Source organism: Kitasatospora arboriphila (assembly GCF_039528095.1).
Lineage (GTDB): Bacteria > Actinomycetota > Actinomycetes > Streptomycetales > Streptomycetaceae > Kitasatospora > Kitasatospora arboriphila.
Genome location: NZ_BAAALD010000004.1, coordinates 120,571 through 137,293 on the forward strand (window position 1 = coordinate 120,571; position 16,723 = coordinate 137,293).

Annotated in this window: 15 protein-coding genes; 6 read left to right on the top strand and 9 right to left on the bottom strand. The window is 76.1% G+C overall.

Annotation, left to right across the window (positions count from 1 at the left end; all coding sequences use genetic code 11):
- Positions 1 to 66 precede the first annotated feature (66 nt).
- Positions 67 to 1,473: an endonuclease/exonuclease/phosphatase family protein gene (locus ABD353_RS03720; protein ID WP_344621984.1), complete on the top strand. Its 1,407-nt coding sequence runs from the start codon at positions 67 to 69 to the stop codon at positions 1,471 to 1,473.
- Between the two features lie 11 nt (positions 1,474 to 1,484).
- Positions 1,485 to 3,437 carry a phosphocholine-specific phospholipase C gene (locus ABD353_RS03725; protein WP_344621985.1) on the top strand — a complete coding sequence of 651 codons (1,953 nt, stop codon included), beginning with the start codon at positions 1,485 to 1,487 and terminating at the stop codon, positions 3,435 to 3,437.
- A gap of 27 nt (positions 3,438 to 3,464) precedes the next feature.
- Here the strand turns inward: ABD353_RS03725 and ABD353_RS03730 are convergent, their stop codons facing one another.
- Both ABD353_RS03730 and ABD353_RS03735 read right to left on the bottom strand, forming a co-directional pair.
- Positions 3,465 to 4,556: a glycoside hydrolase family 3 N-terminal domain-containing protein gene (locus tag ABD353_RS03730; RefSeq protein WP_344621986.1), complete on the bottom strand. Its 1,092-nt coding sequence runs from the start codon at positions 4,554 to 4,556 to the stop codon at positions 3,465 to 3,467.
- A gap of 260 nt (positions 4,557 to 4,816) precedes the next feature.
- Positions 4,817 to 5,230, bottom strand: coding sequence for an ATP-binding protein (locus tag ABD353_RS03735; RefSeq protein ID WP_344621987.1), 414 nt, complete (start codon positions 5,228 to 5,230; stop codon positions 4,817 to 4,819).
- Between the two features lie 194 nt (positions 5,231 to 5,424).
- On the opposite strand from ABD353_RS03735, the gene ABD353_RS03740 reads away from it, so the two are divergent.
- Positions 5,425 to 6,753, top strand: coding sequence for an NsdA family TPR-like regulatory protein (locus tag ABD353_RS03740; protein ID WP_344621988.1), 1,329 nt, complete (start codon positions 5,425 to 5,427; stop codon positions 6,751 to 6,753).
- A gap of 17 nt (positions 6,754 to 6,770) precedes the next feature.
- Here the strand turns inward: ABD353_RS03740 and ABD353_RS03745 are convergent, their stop codons facing one another.
- The 5 genes from ABD353_RS03745 to ABD353_RS03765 all read right to left on the bottom strand — a co-directional run bounded on the left by ABD353_RS03745 (position 6,771) and on the right by ABD353_RS03765 (position 11,485).
- Positions 6,771 to 7,448, bottom strand: coding sequence for a phosphonatase-like hydrolase (locus ABD353_RS03745; RefSeq protein ID WP_344621989.1), 678 nt, complete (start codon positions 7,446 to 7,448; stop codon positions 6,771 to 6,773).
- A 36-nt stretch (positions 7,449 to 7,484) separates the two neighbouring features.
- A complete protein-coding gene (locus ABD353_RS03750; RefSeq protein WP_344621990.1) occupies positions 7,485 to 8,606 on the bottom strand; it encodes a TIGR03364 family FAD-dependent oxidoreductase in 1,122 nt (373 codons plus the stop codon).
- A gap of 126 nt (positions 8,607 to 8,732) precedes the next feature.
- Entirely contained in the window at positions 8,733 to 9,635 is a 903-nt protein-coding gene (locus tag ABD353_RS03755; protein ID WP_425555069.1) for a PhzF family phenazine biosynthesis protein, read from the bottom strand.
- A 93-nt stretch (positions 9,636 to 9,728) separates the two neighbouring features.
- Positions 9,729 to 10,412, bottom strand: coding sequence for an ABC transporter ATP-binding protein (locus ABD353_RS03760; protein ID WP_344621992.1), 684 nt, complete (start codon positions 10,410 to 10,412; stop codon positions 9,729 to 9,731).
- Complete coding sequence (locus tag ABD353_RS03765; RefSeq protein WP_344621993.1) at positions 10,409 to 11,485, bottom strand: ABC transporter permease; 1,077 nt, start codon at positions 11,483 to 11,485, stop codon at positions 10,409 to 10,411. The genes ABD353_RS03760 and ABD353_RS03765 overlap by 4 nt, the downstream gene beginning before the upstream one ends.
- Before the next feature lie 172 nt (positions 11,486 to 11,657).
- On the opposite strand from ABD353_RS03765, the gene ABD353_RS03770 reads away from it, so the two are divergent.
- Together ABD353_RS03770 and ABD353_RS03775 are read left to right on the top strand one after the other, a co-directional pair.
- A complete protein-coding gene (locus tag ABD353_RS03770) occupies positions 11,658 to 12,938 on the top strand; it encodes a sensor histidine kinase (RefSeq protein WP_344621994.1) in 1,281 nt (426 codons plus the stop codon).
- Complete coding sequence (locus tag ABD353_RS03775; protein ID WP_344621995.1) at positions 12,935 to 13,567, top strand: response regulator; 633 nt, start codon at positions 12,935 to 12,937, stop codon at positions 13,565 to 13,567. The genes ABD353_RS03770 and ABD353_RS03775 overlap by 4 nt, the downstream gene beginning before the upstream one ends.
- An 89-nt stretch (positions 13,568 to 13,656) precedes the next feature.
- Here the strand turns inward: ABD353_RS03775 and ABD353_RS03780 are convergent, their stop codons facing one another.
- Entirely contained in the window at positions 13,657 to 14,280 is a 624-nt protein-coding gene (locus ABD353_RS03780) for a phosphatase PAP2 family protein (protein ID WP_344621996.1), read from the bottom strand.
- A gap of 357 nt (positions 14,281 to 14,637) precedes the next feature.
- On the opposite strand from ABD353_RS03780, the gene ABD353_RS03785 reads away from it, so the two are divergent.
- Positions 14,638 to 15,969 (top strand): helix-turn-helix domain-containing protein, encoded by a 1,332-nt coding sequence (locus tag ABD353_RS03785; protein ID WP_344621997.1) that lies wholly within the window; start codon positions 14,638 to 14,640, stop codon positions 15,967 to 15,969.
- A gap of 20 nt (positions 15,970 to 15,989) precedes the next feature.
- On the opposite strand, the gene ABD353_RS03790 is transcribed toward ABD353_RS03785, so the two are convergent.
- Complete coding sequence (locus tag ABD353_RS03790) at positions 15,990 to 16,487, bottom strand: SsgA family sporulation/cell division regulator (RefSeq protein ID WP_344621998.1); 498 nt, start codon at positions 16,485 to 16,487, stop codon at positions 15,990 to 15,992.
- Positions 16,488 to 16,723 lie beyond the last annotated feature (236 nt).

Here is a 16,723-nt window from a genome sequence, read left to right on the forward strand (position 1 = left end):
ATGGTCCGAGTTGTTCAGCCAACTCGAACCAGCTGCACCAAGGGCGGTGCGGCGGACAGGACTTCCGTGGCGACAGGCTCGACGCTCGTCATCGCGACGCCGGCGAACCCGACCGAGGGCGACCGGATCACCTTCCACTGGACGACCGGCTCCCCGGACCCGAAGAACTGGGTGGGGATCTACGACGGCACCCGGCAGCCGGGCAACGGGTCCTCGCTGCTGTGGAAGTACACGCCCGGCACCTCCGGGGACGTCCAGCTGGACACCTCCGCACTGACCGGCGGCCCGTACACCGCGTACCTGCTGGCGAAGGACGGCTACGGCGTCCTGGCGCAGACCGCGCCGTTCACCTTCCGCCCGAAGCCTGCGGCGCCGCGGCCGCACGCCGTGGTGGACGCCCTGACGGCCGCTCAGGTGGCGCCCGGCACGGCCGTCTCGGTGAAGCTGGCCGGCCTGTGGACGAAGGGCACCGGCGCCGCCGCGTACCGGAAGGTCTCCGGCGACTCCTGGCTGTCGGTGGCCGCCGACGGCACGGTGAGCGGCACGGCGCCCGCCGCGCAGGCGCACCCCGCGGTGGTGACCGTCGGCATCAAGGACCCGGCGGGTGCCACCGACACGGTGACCGTGCAGGTCCCGGTCCGCGACCCGGCCGGGCCGTTCACCCTCAAGACGGCGACCTGGAACCTGGCGAACGCCGGTGCGGCGTTCACCGACGCGGTGGAGAAGCAGTTGGCCGCCGTCCTCACCCAGGGCCTGGACGTGGTCGCGCTGCAGGAGACCGCCGGCACCGCCGCGCAGGCCCTGGCGACCGCGCTCGGCTGGTACGCGTACCAGAGCTCCGGCAGCGTGGGCATCCTCAGCCGCTGGCCGCTGACCGCCGTCACCGCGCCGACCGCCTCGCTGCCCGCCGCCGGCGCCACGGTGCAGTTGCCGGGCGGCCGTACCGTCCGTTTCTGGGCCGCGCACCTGGACGAGGCGAACTACGGCCCGTACGCGGTCCAGGACGGGCAGACCGCCGCCCAGGTGCAGGCCGCCGAGGCCGCGTCCACCCGCGGCAAGCAGGCCGTCGCGCTGGCCACGGCGGTGCAGGCCGACATCGCCGCCGGTCAGCGGGTGGTGCTCGCCGCGGACCTCGCCTCGCCCTCGCACCTGGACTGGACGGGCCAGGGCGGCCGCCCGGCGCTGGCCTGGCCGGTGACCACCGCCCTGCGGGACGCCGGTCTGACCGACGCCTTCCGCAGTGCGCACCCCGACCCGGTCGCCTCCCCGGGGAACACCTGGTCGCCGACCCGGGCGGTGCGCGGCGGCAAGCCGGAGCCGCAGGACCGGATCGACCAGGTCCAGTTCGCGGGTGCGCTGACCCTCGTCGAGGCGCACACCCTCGCCACCGGCTGGCCGCAGGCCGAGCCGAACGCCGCCGCCAACGGCTGGCCGAGCGACACCGCCGCCGCCGTCGCCACCTTCACCCTCTGAGAGGCCGTGCCATGACCCCCCAGCTCAGCCGCCGCAGCTTCGTCGCCGCGACGGCGGCCACCGGCGCGGCCGCCGCCGTCGGCCTGCCCGCCACCGCCGCCCGGGCGGCCGGTGCGACCGGTTCGATCGCCGACGTGCAGCACGTGGTGATCCTCATGCAGGAGAACCGCTCCTTCGACCACTACTTCGGCACCCTGAACGGTGTCCGCGGCTTCGCCGACCGGCAGGCACTGCAGTTCCCGGACGGCACCGACGTCTTCCGCCAGCCGGACGCGGGCCGCAGCGACGGCGGCGCGATGCTGCCGTTCCGGATGGACACCACCAAGTACAACGCGCAGAACGCCGGCGGCCTCGCGCACGACTGGGCGACCGGCCACCAGGCGATCAACGGCGGCGCGATGAACAAGTGGATCGCCGCCAAGGGCGAGCGCGCCATGGGCTACTTCACCCGCGAGGACATCCCGTACCAGTACGCGCTGGCCGACGCCTTCACGCTCTGCGACGCCTACTTCTGCTCGATGGCCGGCCCGACCGACCCCAACCGGCTCTACCTGTGGACGGGCACCGCCGGCCCCGGCCGGGACGGCACCACCGGCCCGTGGATCGACAACACCCCCGTCACCGACAACCCCGTCGCGGACTGGACGACCTACGCCGAGCGGCTGCAGACCGCCGGGGTGAGCTGGCGGGTCTACCACAACCCGAGCAAGGACGACCGCACCGGCGACTACGACGACAACGCGCTCTCCTACTTCAAGCAGTTCCACGCCTTCCCCGCCACCGACCCGCGGTACGTGAACGCGATGACGAAGTGGGACCTGACCGCCTTCGACCAGCACTGCAAGGACGGCACCCTGCCGACCGTCTCCTGGCTGGTCGCGCCCTACCTGTTCTGCGAACACCCCAGCGCCAGCCCGGACTACGGCGCGCACTGGGTCAACACGGCGCTCCAGTCGCTGATGTCGAACCCGGCGGTCTGGCAGCACACCGTCTTCCTGGTGATGTACGACGAGAACGACGGCTACTTCGACCACGTCGTGCCGCCCACCCCGGAGCCGGGCACGGCGGAGGAGTACACCCAGGGCCGGGCGATCGGCCTCGGCAACCGGGTGCCGCTCTGGGTGGCCTCGCCCTGGTCGCGCGGCGGCTGGGTGAACTCGCAGGTCTTCGACCACACCTCGGTGCTGCGCTTCCTGGAGCTGGTGACCGGCGTCCAGGAGCCGAACATCTCCGCCTGGCGGCGGGCCGTCTGCGGCGACCTCACCAGCTGCCTCGACTTCACCGCACCGGACTTCAGCATCCCCGCGCTGCCGGACACCGTCGCCCTGATGGCCAAGGCGGACGCCGGGGCCAAGCTGCCCGCGGTCAAGCTGCCCGCCACCGGCGCCCAGGCGATGCCCGCCCAGGAGCCGGGCAGCCGCCCGCACCGGAAGCTGCCGTACCGGCCGTGGGCGGACGCCGCGGTCGACCGCGGCACCGGCGCGGTCACCTGCATCCTGGCCAACTCCGGTGCGGTGGCCTTCCCGTACACCGTCTACCCGAACATCGCGCTGCCGTTCGCCGGCACCCCGTACACCGTCCCGGCCGGCGGGAGCCGCACGTACACCTGGGACGCCGCGTCCACCGACGGCCGCTACGACTTCACCGTGCACGGCCCGGACGGCTTCGTCCGCCGCTTCGCCGGCACGGTGGTGCGCGCCCCGCAGGACGACGTCGCCGTGCCCTCGGTGACCGCCGCTGTCGGCACCGGAAGCATCACCCTGCGGCTCGCCAACGACGGCCGCACCGAGTGCTCGTTCACCCTGACCCCGAACGACTACGCCGGCACCGCCCGTACGGTCTGGGTCGCCCCCGGCTCGGCCACCACCGTCGACTGGCCGCTCGACCAGGGCCGCTACGACGTCGTGGTGACCGCCGGCACCGGCACCCGCTTCCTGCGGAGGTACGCGGGCACCCTGCACTGACGTCCCGCCCGCGGGACGCCCGGCAACTCACCGCAGGGCGCCCCGCAGGGCGGCGATCCGGGCGGCCGCGGCGGTGAAGCCGGCCCGGTCCAGCCGGCCGTCGGCGAGTGCCCCCGCCAGGGACTGCGCCGCCCGCTCGCCCTGGTCGGCGTCGCGGGCGGAGCAGAGCATCAGGTCCATCCCGGCCGCGGCGGCCGCCACCGCCCGCGCGCCGGTGTCACCGAAGCCGTCGAGCGCCCCGGCCTCCAGCGCGTCGGTCACCGTCACCCCGCGGAAGCCCAGCCGCTCGCGCAGTTCGCCGCGGACCACGGCCGGCGACAGCCCGGCGGGCCGTTCGGCGTCCAGCGCCGGGTAGACCGCCCAGGAGAGCATCACCAGCGGCACTCCCACCGCCAGCGCCGCCCGGTAGGGCGCCTCCTCCGCGGACCGCAGCCGTTCCAGCGGCACCGGCAGGCTCACCGGGCCGGCGTCGGTGTTCATCCCGGCCGGCGCCGTGCCCAGCCCCGGGAAGTGCTTGGCGGTGGCGGCCACCCCCTCCTGCCGCTGGGCCACCGCGAAGGCCGCCGCCAGGTCGGCCACCACGGCCGGGTCCTGGCCGTAGGAGCGGTGCTTGGCGTCGATGAAGTTGCCGGGCGCCTCGTACACGTCCAGCACCGGTGCGAGGTTGACGTTCAGGCCGGCGGCGGCGAGGTTCCTGCCCGCCTCGGTGCCCGTGCGGGCGGCCACCGCCACCGCGTCCGCGGACTCGCCGACCTCCCGCGCCGAGAGTTCGGGCGCACCCGGCAGCCGCCGGACCCTGCCGCCCTCCTGGTCGGTCATCAGCAGCAGCGGGGCCGCCACCGGGCTCTGCCGTTGCGCCTCGCGCAGCCGGTCCACCGCCGTCCGCAGGGTGGCGGTGTCGGGGATGTTCTCCGCGAAGAAGATCACCCCGGCGGCCCGTCCGCCGCGGACGGCCGCCAGCACGGAGTCGGGGACGACCGGGCCGGGGTAGGAGTACACGATCCGCTGTCCGGCCAGCTGCTCGTCGGTGACCGGCCCGGCCGCCGGGGGCGTCAGCGTCCGCCAGGTCGGCTCCGCCGAGTCGGCCGACGCGGACGAGGGTGCTTGCGACGGACCCACGGCGGCGCTCCCCGCTCTCGACGCGGACGTCGACCCCGGCCGCGGGGTCGCGGACGACTGCCCGGCGCTGGTCCGCGGCGCGGTCGCGCAGGCCGCCATGAGCATCACCAGGGAGACGGTCAACCAGCGGGCATGCGACGACACGGGCGCCCTCCTCAGCCGCGGCCGGTCCGGCCGACCCCCTCACGCTAGACCGGGCCGTCCCGATCACCGGCGGAGCCACGCACGCCGTCCGGGCGACACACCGCGGGTACGGGCCCTCAGCGCAGGTCGGCCCAGGTCACCTTCCCGCACGCGGTCGGCGCCGTCCCCCACCGGTCCGCCAGCGTGTCGACCAGGGCGAGTCCGCGGTGGCACTCGTCGTCCTCGGTGGCGGTGAGCAGGGTCGGCGGGGTGCGGCAGGCGTCCTCGACGCTGATCCGGACCCGGCCGTCGAGCCGGCGGCGGACGGCGACCCGGATCCGCCGCCCGCCGCAGTGCCGGACGCTGTTGCCGACCAGTTCGGAGACCACCAGTTCGGCGTCCTCGACGAGCGCGGCCAGCCCGAGGTGGCCGAGGCGGGCCCGGACGAGCCCGCGGGCGAGCTGCGCCGACCGCTCCTCGCACGGCAGTTCGGCGACGGCGGGCGGCGCCTGGCGCGTCACGGCGGTCGATGACCTCGCGGCGGTCGTCATGGGTCGCTCCTGCTCTCCCGGGACGGCGGGGACGCGGCCTGCCGCCGGTGGGGGGGAAACCGGGGCAGGCCGCGGGGAGCCGCCGGATCCAGTCCCTCCAACGGCTCACGTTCAGTCAACTCGTTTACTCCACAGGAGAGAACAGTCCATGCTGTGGACAGGGTTGAACCGGTTGAACACGAGTCGAGGCCGACATGGGACGACGCACGCGTACACCGAACGCCGCTCTCGCCGCGCTGATGCGCGAGGCGGACTGGGGCAACGACCAGCTCGCCCGGGCGGTCCGCCGCACCGGCGCGGAGGCCGGGCTCAGACTCACGTACGACAAGACCACCGTGTCGCACTGGCTGGCCGGGTCGCGGCCGCGCGCGGAGGTCGCCGGGGTCGTGCGGGAGGCGTTCGCGCGGCGGCTGGGCCGGCCGGTGGCGGCCGAGGAGACCGGGCTCGGCGACCACGAGGCCACCGATCCGGTCAGCGGGCTGGTGGCGCTCGGCCGGGCCGACATGGACCCGTCCCGCCGGAGCGTGCTGGCCGCCGGACTGTACTCCGCGGCGCTGGCGGTGCCCGGGTTCGGCGAGGCCGCCGAGCGGATCGACCGGGCGGCCGCGGGCCGCACGGTGCGGATCGGCGACGGCGAGGTGGCCACCGTCCGGACGATGACCGACCGGCTGGCCGGCATCCTGGACGAGCTGGGGGCGGCGCACGCCCGCCCCATGATGGCGAGTTTCCTGGTGAACAGCGTCGGCCCGTGGCTGCAGGCGGCCGGCAGCGACCGGTCGAAGGGCGACATGCTCGCCGCCGCCGCGGACCTGACCTACCTGGCCGGCTGGTCCGCCGTCTACGAGCTCGCGCAGGGCCTCGGCCAGTCGTACTACGTGCAGGCGCTGCGCCTCGCCGACCAGGCCGGCGACCACGTCACGTACTGCCGCACGCTGCGCGGCATGTCGCTGCAGGCCTCCAGCCTGGGCCACGGGCCGCGCGCCCTGGAGTACGCGGACTCGGCGGCGCAGGCCGCGCCCGCCGCCGGTCCCCGGCTCACCGCCTTCCTGCGCGGCCAGCAGGCGCACGGGGCGGCGATGGTGAAGGACCGGCGGCAGGCCTTCGCCCGGCTGGCCGAGACCGAGGCGGCGCTCGCGAAGGCGGACGGCCGCAACGACGCGGTCGGCGGCTACGACCTGGCGGCGTACCAGTTCCACCTCGCGCACGTGCTGTACGAGCTGGGCGACCTGCCGGGCTCGATCGCGGCGCTGCAGACCTCCAACCGGGTCCGGCCGCGGGCCGAGCGGCAGGGCCGGGTGCACGGCCTCGGCCTGCTGGCCCGCCGCCAGATGGAGCACGGCCACGTCGAGGCGGCCGCCGCGACCTGGTCGTCCTTCCTCGACGACTACGCCGGGATCAGCAGCGTCCGCGGCGACGAGCACTTCGGCGCGCTGCGCAGCGGCCTGCGCCCGCACCTGGGCAACCGGACGGTCGCCCACCTCGACCAGCGGGCCCGCGAGGTGGCCCGGCTGAAGGCGGCCTGAGGCACCCCGACCCGCCGTCAGACGCCGAGCAGCTCCGGCAGGTCGGCGACCGAGGCCAGCACGTGGGTCGCGCCGTCCGCGCGCAGCCGCTGCTCCTCGTGGGCGCCGGTGAGGACGCCCGCGACGACGGCGGCGCCGGCCCGGGTGCCGGTCAGCATGTCGTAGCCGGTGTCCCCGGCCACGGCGACCTGCCGGACGGAGTCGGTGCCGGTGCGCAGCAGCGCGGTCAGCACCATGTCCGGGTAGGGGCGGCCGCGGCCGGCGTCGGCGGGGCAGAGGGTGAGGTCGGCGATGTCCTGCCAGCCGAGCGCCGCGAGGATCCGGTCCTGGGTGGCGCGGGAGAAGCCGGTGGTGAGGACGGTCCTCAGGCCGGCGCCGCGCAGCCGCCCGATCGCCTCCGCGGCGCCGGGCAGCGGGCTGCAGTGCCCGGCGTCGACGAGGTCGTGGTACGCGGCCTCGAAGGAGCGGTTGGCCTGCCGGGCGCGGTCCTCGTCGCCGAAGAGGTGGCGGAAGACGGAGATCTTGGACTCGCCCATGGTGGCGCGGACGTGGTCGAGCATGCGGGCGTGCTCGGCGCTGCCGTCGGCGACGCCGAGTTCGGCCGCGGCGGCGCGGAAGGCCTGCTCGACCAGGCCGCCGTCGGCGACGGTGGTGCCGGCCATGTCGAGGACGACGAGGCGGATGTCGGTGCTCATGCGGGGTGTTCCTTACGGCTCGGCTTACGGCTCGGTTTACAGCTCGGCGAGGTCGGCGGTGGTCTCGGCGATCGCCGGGGAGCAGGTCATGCCGCGGCCGCCGGGCCCGGTGACCAGCCAGACGCCGTCGCGGATCCGCTCGCGGTGGACGACGCGGGTGGTGTCGAGGCACTGGGCGTAGACGCCCGCCCAGCGGCGGCGGATCCGCGGCAGCGGCCGGCCGAGCAGGTCCTCGGCGACGGCGGTGAAGTGCTCGTACGGCTCCTCGACGGTGTCGAAGCCGAAGGGCTGCTCGTACTCGTGGGTGTCGCCGATGGTGAGCCCGCCGTCGGTGCGCTGGACCATGAGCAGCTGCATGCGGTGCTCGGCGGCGGTCGCGCCCTGCGGCTGGCCGGCTTTCAGGGCGTCCAGGGCGGTGCCGGCGTAGGCGGGGTAGTAGCGGAAGCTGTCGCCGTCGGCGACGGAGGTGGTGAGCGGCTCGTCCAGCGGGTCGGTCTGCATCATCTGCAGCCGGACGCGGCGGACGGGCAGCTCGGGGGCGAGTTCGCGGACGAGGCCGCCCGTCCAGGCGCCGGTGCAGAGCAGGACGAGGTCGCCGGCGTGCACCCGGCCGTGGTCGTCGCGGACGGCGGAGCTGCCGATCACCTCGCGGACCTCGCGGCCGGGCAGGAAGGTGTAGCGGCCGGTGGCCTCCAGGGCGGCGCGCAGCGCGGGCTGGGCGGCGCGGGGTTCGACGGCGGCGTCGCGGGTGCAGTGCAGGGCGCCGAGGTGGTTGCCGCGCAGGGCCGGGTTGACGGCCCGGGTCTCGGCGGCGTCGAGCAGCCGGAAGCCGCGTCCGGCGGCCTCGTCGCCCTTCACCACCTCCTCGGCGACGGCGAGTTCGGCCTCGGTGCGCAGCACGGTGAGCGAGCCGTTGGCCCGGAAGTGCAGGCCGGGGACGCGCTCGCCGATCCGCTGCCACAGCTCGCGGGCGCGCTGCGCGGTGGCGAGCTCCTCACCCCGGGCGCGGCCGCCGACCCAGATCAGGCCGAAGTTCCGGACGGAGGCGCCACGGGCCTCCGCCTCGCGCTCCAGGTGGACGACCTCGTGGCCGCGCTCGACGGCGTGCCAGGCGTGCATGGTGCCGAGCACCCCGGCTCCTACGACGATGACTCTCATGCGGCCAGCCTCGGGCGCCCGGGTGTCGGAGGGTCGTCCGGTCGGCGGCCCGGAGATGAACCGGCCGCAAAGTTGTACAGACAAGATGCGTCGATCGTTCCGCCGGACGCGGCCCCGGACCAGCCGTCAGCGCAGACGGACGGTGCGCTCGACCACCGCCTCGGCGCCGACCCGCACGGCGGCCCCGGGCCCGCTCCCCCGCAGCGCGGCCGTGACGGTGGCGGGGGCGCCGAGCACGTCACCCATGTCGACCGCGACGGAGGGCACACCGGCCCCGGCCAGACGGGCGGCGACGCACGCGGTGCTGTTGACGTTGGCGATGTCCTCGGGAACACCGATCGACGGGGCGAACATCCGGGCCGCCAGCCGGCCCCCGGCGGTCGGCGGGCTGTACGCGTAGCAGCCCAGCAGGCCGAGCCGGTCGCAGGCGGCCCGGAGCCGGTCGGCGTCCGGGGCGAGCGCGGCCAGTTCGGACCGGCCGGCCACCGGGACGAGCAGCCGCGGCCGCCCCGCCGAGGCGACCCGGGCACCCCCCGCGGGCCCGCCGGGCGGAAGACCGAGCGCCTCCAGCACCTCGTCGAACGCACCGGCCGCCGCGGGCCCGCACACCTCGACGGCCCCGACGTCGAACGAGGCCGTGAGCACGCCGCCGACCCGGGCCGCCCGACCTGCGGAGACCCCGGCCGCCGTCCGCACGACGGCCCGCAGCTCCCCACCCCCGGCACGCTCGGCCAGCAGGGCCAGCGCCGCCAGCGTCCCGTGGCCGCACGCGGGCAGCTCCCCCGCGGCGGTGAAGAAGCGCAACGCCACCTCCCGACCGCCCGGCCTAGTGCCCCCCACCGACACGAACACGGCATGCGAGGCCCCCGTCCGGACGGCCACGTCCCGCCCCACGGCCTCCCCCGCGTCGGCCCCGACCACCACCGCCGTCGGACTGCCACCGCGTCCGTCCCGCAGACACACCCGCACGACCACCACCGCCGGCCCCCCCACCCTCGACCACCACCCCAGCACAGCACCCGCCTCCACACCCCATCAAGCGGCGCTGTCACCTCAGGGGCGCGGGCAACCACTCAGGGGCACGTGGGAGCACCTCTCCTACGCAAGCACCGGGTGTCGTTCCTACGCCGCTCCGGCGAGCACCCGCAGGCGGCCGTCCCGTACCTCGGCGACCTGGTCGGCGGCGGCGAGGTGGGTGCGGTCGTGGGTGACGAGCACGGTGGCGGTGGAACGCTCGCGGGTGAGGGCGGCGAGCAGGTCGACGACGGCGGCGCCGCGCTCGTGGTCGAGGGCGCTGGTCGGTTCGTCGACCAGCAGCACCCGCGGTTCGTTCATCAGTGCCCGGGCGATGTTGACCCGCTGCCGCTGGCCGCCGGAGAGCCTGCCGGGGCGCCGGTCGGCGAGGTCGGCGAGGCCGACCGCGTCGAGCAGGTCGAGGGCGCGGGCCCGGGCCGCGCGGGCCGGGCGGCCGGCGAGGTGGGCCATCAGCTGGAGCTGTTCGGCGGCGGTGAGCGCGGGCAGCAGGTTGGGCTGCTGGAAGACGATGCCGATCCGGTCGCGCCGCAGTTCGGCGCGTCCGGCGGCGGTGAGGCCGGCGGTGTCGGTGCCGTCGACGAGGACCCGGCCGCTGTCGGGGGTGATCAGGGTGGCGGCGACGGCGAGCAGGCTGGACTTGCCGGAGCCGGACGGGCCGACCACGGCGGTGAGCGAGCCGCGCGGCACGTCCAGGCCGACCCGGTCGAGGGCGGTGAGGCGGCCGTCGCCGTCGGGGTAGCTGAGGGTGATGTCGGAGAGGTGGAGGCTCATCGGGTGCTCCCCAGGGCGGTCAGCGGGTCGACGGCGGTGATGCGGCGCACGGCGAGGGCGGCGCCGGCGGAGCCGAGCGCGACCATCACCAGGGCGGGCAGCAGCAGGGTCGGCGCGTCGAGGACGAAGGGCACGGTGCCGGAGACGGCGGCGCCGGCCGCGGCGGCGATGCCGCTGCCGAGCGCGGTGCCGAGCACCAGCAGGACGGCGGCCTGGCCGAGGGCGTCGCCGGTGAGGCGGCGGGTGGAGGCGCCGAGTGCCTTGAGGACGGCGATGTCGCCGGTCCGCTGGATCGTCCAGACGGTGAAGAAGGCGCCGATCACCAGGGCGGAGATGGCGAACAGGAAGCCGCGCATGAGTTGCAGCGAGCCGTTCTCCGAGGTGTAGGCGCCGATCGCGGTGAGCGAGTCGCCGCGGCTCAGGGTGCGGGTGCCGAGCCGGGCGTCGGCGGCGGCGAGGTCGGTGCCGGGGCCGGTGCGCAGGGCGACGACCGTGGCGTGCGGCCCGTCCCCGGCGGCGCCGGGGGCGATCGCCTGCCAGTCGGCGAGGCCCGTCCAGACGACCGGGGTGTGGTTGTAGGCGGCGTCCCCGGCGACCGCGGCGACCGTGAGGGGGCGGCGGGCGAGGAGGACGGTGTCCCCGGTGTGCACCCCGAGGTCCTCGGCCGCGGTGGCGGAGAGCACGGCCGTGCCGTCCTGCACGGGCTGCGGGGCGAGGCCGGCGCCGGGGCGGCTGCCGAAGGCGGAGACCGCGGTGGAGCGGCTGCCGGCGGTGGCCTTGGTGGTGGCGATGCCGAGCGGTTCGGCGGCGCGGACGCCGGGCACCGCCGCCCACTGCTGCCAGCTCCGCTCGGGGAGGACGGAGTCCCCGAAGGAGGGCCCCCGTCCGTCGGCCGGCGCGGCGAAGGCCAGGTGGTCGGCGTCCAGTCCGGTGACGGCGGAGACGTTGCCCCGGGCGAGGCCCGCGGTGAGGCCGGACAGCAGCCCGACCAGCACGGTGATCAGCACGACCACCGCCCCCATGAGGGCGAACCGGCCCTTGGCGAACCTCAGGTCCCTCCAGGCGACGAACATGACGGCGCGGGCTCCTTCCGCGGTGGTTCCGGTGGACGGGCTCCACTCTCGTCGCCGCGCCTCGCCTTCACATCGCGCCGCGGTTCGATCCTCCGGAATCGAAGGGCGGTGACCGGAATCAACCTTTTGATCGATCGGCCGGCCGGGGGCCGCCCGGTACCGTGGAAGCACCATGAACCCCCGTGCCCTGACCCCCGTGCTGCGTGTCGTCAACCACTGCCTGCACCTGCTGGTCGCCGGGCTGCTGGCGCTGGCGGCGGCCCGGGCGGTGCACGGCGGCGGGCCGGACGCCCCGCGGGCGGTGCTCGCCGCACTGGCCGCGGGCGCGGTGTACGCGGCGGGCCCGCTCACCCCGGCGGTGGGCCGGCGGCGGGCGGCCACCGTGCTGTGGCTGGCCTCGCTGGGCGCCGCCTGGCTGGCGCTGCTGGCGGTCAGCCGGGACGGCGTGTGGCTGGCCTTCCCGCTGTACTTCGTGCAGTTGCACCTGCTGCCGCGCCGGGCGGGCCTCGCCGCGGTGCTCGCCACCGCGCTGGCCGCGGCCGGCGGATTCGCGCTGCACCAGGGCACGCTGGAGGCGGCCGTCTTCATCGGCCCGGTGCTCGGCGCGGCGGTCGCCACCGCGACCGTACTCGGCTACCAGGCGCTGTACCGGGAGAGCGAGCAGCGGCGGCGGCTGATCGACGAGTTGCGCGCCGCCCGGGCCGACCTCGCGGCGGCCGACCACGCGGCGGGGGTGCTCGCCGAGCGCGAGCGGCTCGCCCGCGAGATCCACGACACCCTGGCGCAGGGCCTGTCCTCGATCCAGTTGCTGCTGCGCGCCGCCGAGCGCGCCCTGCCGGCCGACCCGGCGGCCGCCGAACGGCACGTCCGGGTGGCCCGGGAGGCCGCCCAGGACAACCTGGCGGAGGCCCGGCGCTTCGTCCGCGAGCTGGCCCCGCCGGTGCTGGACGGGCTGCCGCTGGCCGCCGCCCTGGAACGGCTCTGCACGACCTCCGCCGACCGGTACGGGCTGCCGGTGCACTTCACGCTCTCCGGTTCCCCGGCGCCGCTGCCCGGCCCGTTCGAGCCCGCGCTGGTGCGGGTGGCTCAGTCGGCCCTCGCCAATGCGGCGCAGCACGCCGGCGCCCGGCAGGTGGAGGTGACCCTCAGCTACATGGGCGCCGAGGTGGCGCTGGACGTGGTCGACGACGGCTCCGGCTTCGACCCCGCGGCCGTCGCCGACCGCAGCCACGGCAACGACGGCGGCGGCGGTTTCGGGCTGGCCGCGATGCGGCACCGGGTGCAGGCGCTCGGCGGCAGCCTGACGGTGGAGTCCGCGCCGGGCCAGGGCACCGCGGTGGCGGCCCAGCTCCCGCTGCCCGCCCCCGCCGCCCAGCGCGGCGCGACGGCCCCCGCGGAGCCGGTGGACCGGGGTGTGCCGGCAGCGCGTGAGGCGCAGGAGGAGCGGGTATGACCGCCCCGATCCGGCTGCTGCTCGCGGACGACCACCCGGTGGTGCGGGCCGGGCTGCGCGCCGTCCTGGAGACCGAACCGGACCTGGTGATCGTCGCCGAGGCGGCCACCGCCGAGGAGGCCGTCCGGCTCGCGGCCGAGCAGCCGGTCGACGTGGTGCTGATGGACCTGCAGTTCGGCGCCGGGATGAACGGCTCGCAGGCCACCGCCGAGATCACCGCCCGGCCGGGGGCGCCCCGGGTACTGGTGGTGACCACCTACGACAGCGACGCCGACACCCTGAGCGCGATCGAGGCGGGAGCCACCGGCTACCTGCTGAAGGACGCGCCGCCCGCCGAACTGGCCGCCGCCGTGCGGGACGCGGCCGCCGGGCGCACCGCCCTCGCCCCGGCGGTGGCCGACCGGCTGCTGCACCGGATGCGCGCACCCGCGACGGCGCTCAGCCTGCGCGAGGTGCAGGTCCTGGAGCTGGTCGCCCGCGGCCTGGCCAACCTGGACGTGGCCCGCGAACTGCACATCAGCCAGGCCACCGTGAAGTCCCACCTGGTGCACATCTACGCCAAGCTCGGCGTCGACTCCCGCACCGCCGCCGTCGCCGCCGCCACCACCCGCGGCCTCATCCGCCGCTGACCGCCCGGAGGCCGGGACGCCGCAGCCCCCGGCGCCGGGGGCCGGAAGCCGGGGGCCGGAAGCCGGGGGCCGGGGGTGGGGCGCGGTTCTCAGGCCGGGGCGCCCACGCCGAGCACCCCGCCGAGGCGTCCCGCCCGGGCCCGCTCGACCAGCGGCGCGGCCCGGCCCGCGGCGGCCCCGAGCAGGACGCCCGCGGCCACCCCGATCACGGCGCCCGCCAGCACGTCGTGCGGATAGTGCACGCCCACCCAGACCCGGGAGGCGCCCATCAGCACGGCGGCGACCAGCGCCACCGCGCCGAGCCGCCGGTCCGCCGTCCACAGCGCCGCCGCGGCGGCGAAGGCGATCACCGTGTGGTTGCTGGGGAAGGACCAGTCGCCGGCGGCCGGGCAGCCCTCCAGGGTGGCCCGGACGGCGAGCTGTCGGCACGGCCGGACCTCCTCGACGGCCGACTTGAACACGGTGTCGGCGGCGTACGCGGCGACCACCACCACCGGGGCGGCCAGCGCCCGGGCCATCACCTCCGGTGCGGCGCCCCGCGCCCGCCACCAGCCGCCGAGCATGAGCAGGGCGAACACGCCGAGCCCGAGCGCCGACCAGTCGGCGATCAGCGCGTCCAGCCAGGCCGGGGCGGAGCCCGCCCAGCCGACGACCCGGGTGTAGAGACCGCCGTCGATCCCGCTCCCGTCGTAGGCGAGCAGTGCAGGTGTCATCGGCGGACCTCCGGTGCGTGTGCAGCGGCGCCTGGCGGGACACCGCAGTCGTCTACACAGGTGTAGACGGTCGACACGACTGTAGACGACCGCCGGACGCCCCGCCGCCGCACCCTCCGCGCGCCGGCCCGCACGCCCACCCCGCGCGCCCCGGACCGAATCCCTGACGCAACGTCACCAGCCGTGCACGCAGCGGACATCCACGTCGCCGCCCGGCCCCCGCAACCACGCGAACCGGCCATCATGGCCGATCCCGGACGGGAAAAATGAGAATTCCGACTCCCTCGGCATGTCCAGATCGAGCAGCCTTACCCTGTCTGCGGACCGGGGAGAGTCGACGAGGGGCGGGTGATGGGTATGCGCAGCACGCACCGGCCTGCCCGGAACCACCGCGCACCGCTCTCCACCGCCGCCCTCACCACCACCTACGACCTCGTCCTCGGCAGCGGCCCGCACGACACCGACTTCGCCGGCCCCGTCCCCAGACCCGAGATCACCGACTCCTGGGAACGCCTGCGCCGGCTCGGCCTCGACCCGGACGCGGGCCGCAACGTCCGCCGGATCGGCGTCGCCGACGTCCAGCACCGCCGCCGCGAGTCGCAGCTCGACACCGTCCTGCCAATGCTCCGCACCACGCTGCTCACCTCGGACGACGCGCCCGTCCTGCTCGCCGTCACCGACCCCCAGGGCCACCTGCTCTGGCTCGACGGCGCCCGCCACCTGCGCCGGAACGCCGACGACATCGGCTTCGAGACGGGCGCCCGCTGGACGGAGGACGAGGTCGGCACCAACGGCATCGGCATGGCGCTGCGCACCGAGCGGCCCATCGCGGTCCACTCCGCCGAGCACTACCTGCGCAGCCACCACGCCTGGACGTGCGTCGCCGCCCCCGTCCGCGACCCGCGCACCGGCAGGCTGCTCGGCATCCTCGACCTGAGCGGGCCCGCCCACCAGGTGCAGCCCCACCTGATGCGGCTGACCGCCACCGCCGCCCGGCTCGCCGAGACCGAACTGCGGGCCGCCCAGCTGGAGTCGCTGCACCGCCTGCGCACCCTCGCCACCGGCCTGCTCGCCCGGGTCAGCGGCCCGGCCCTGGTCGTCGACGGGGCCGGCTGGACGGCCGCCGCGGTCGGCGTTCCGCCGGTGCAGCGGCTGCGGCTGCCCGCCGAGGGCTGGGGCAGCCGGCCGGTGGAGTGGCTGCCGACGCTCGGCGAGTGCGCGGTGGAGCCGCTCGGCGGCGGCTGGCTGGTCCGCCCGCTCGGCACCTCGGCCGCCGGCGTCGACGAACTGAGCACCGGCGCCCGGATCCGGCTCGACCTGCGGCAGCCCGGACGGCCCGAACTGCACGTCTCCGGCGGGGCCGGCAGCTGGTCGCACGTGCTCAGCCCGCGGCACGCGGAGGTGCTGCTGCTGCTCGCGGTGCACCGCACCGGCCTGAGCGCCGCCCAGCTCGCCGAGGGGCTGTTCGGCGACCGGGCCCGCACCGTCACCGTCCGCGCCGAACTCTCCCGGCTGCGGCGCTACCTGGGCGCCCTGCTGGACCACCGCCCGTACCGGCTGACCGCCTCCGCCGCCGTCACGGTCGACGGCCCGACGGAACCGCTGGACCTGCTCGCGACCTCCTCCGCCCCGGCCGTCCGCGACCTCCGCGCCGCCCTCCACGCCGGCGCCGCCCGCCTGCCGGCCTGAGCGACCCCCGGGCCCGCCGGTCAGCCCGTGGCGAGGAGCGCGGCGAGTTCGGCGTCGGTGGGGCCGGCGCCCAGCTCCTCGTCGGCGGAGATCAGCGCGTAGGTGCGCTCCAGCCAGGCCCGCACCCGCGGCAGCGGGGCCTCCAGCAGGGCGCTGCCGTGCGGGGAGTCCAGCGCGACGTGCAGGGTGGAGCCGTGGCAGGGGCAGTACGCCGGCCACAGCTTGATGTCGCCCTGCCCGCTGAGCGCGTCCAGCCCGTCGCGCAGCAGCTCGCGCGAGAACACCCAGTCCGCCTCGTCGGGACGGCCCAGGTGGAAGGTGAGCAGCACCTCGCAGGGCCGCTCGGTGTCGTACCGGAACCGGGTACGCACCTCTCCCACCTGGTCGTCGTCCAGTGCGATCCGCAGGGTCATCACCTCGTCCAGCACCGCTCGTGCGGTGGCGGCTCGGCCCGGGTCGTCGCCCGTGGGGGTGGCGGCGATCGGGTCGGAGGGTACGGACAGCGGGTCGCGCGGCATGACGGTCTCTCCGAGGCGGCTGGGGTTCGCTCCAGCCTGCGGCACGCGGGCGCGCGCGGCAACGGTTGCAAGAGGTTGCAGCGATCGGGTGACCGTCCGATTGGACGGTGCGTCAGTTATCCGACACAGTACGTCATTACGGTTAACACATCCGTTGCGTTCCGGGACTGGCGGAGACCGCGGTCACCGCTGCTACATTCGTGCCCTTGTCACTGCGGCCCAGGGCCCGTGGCGAG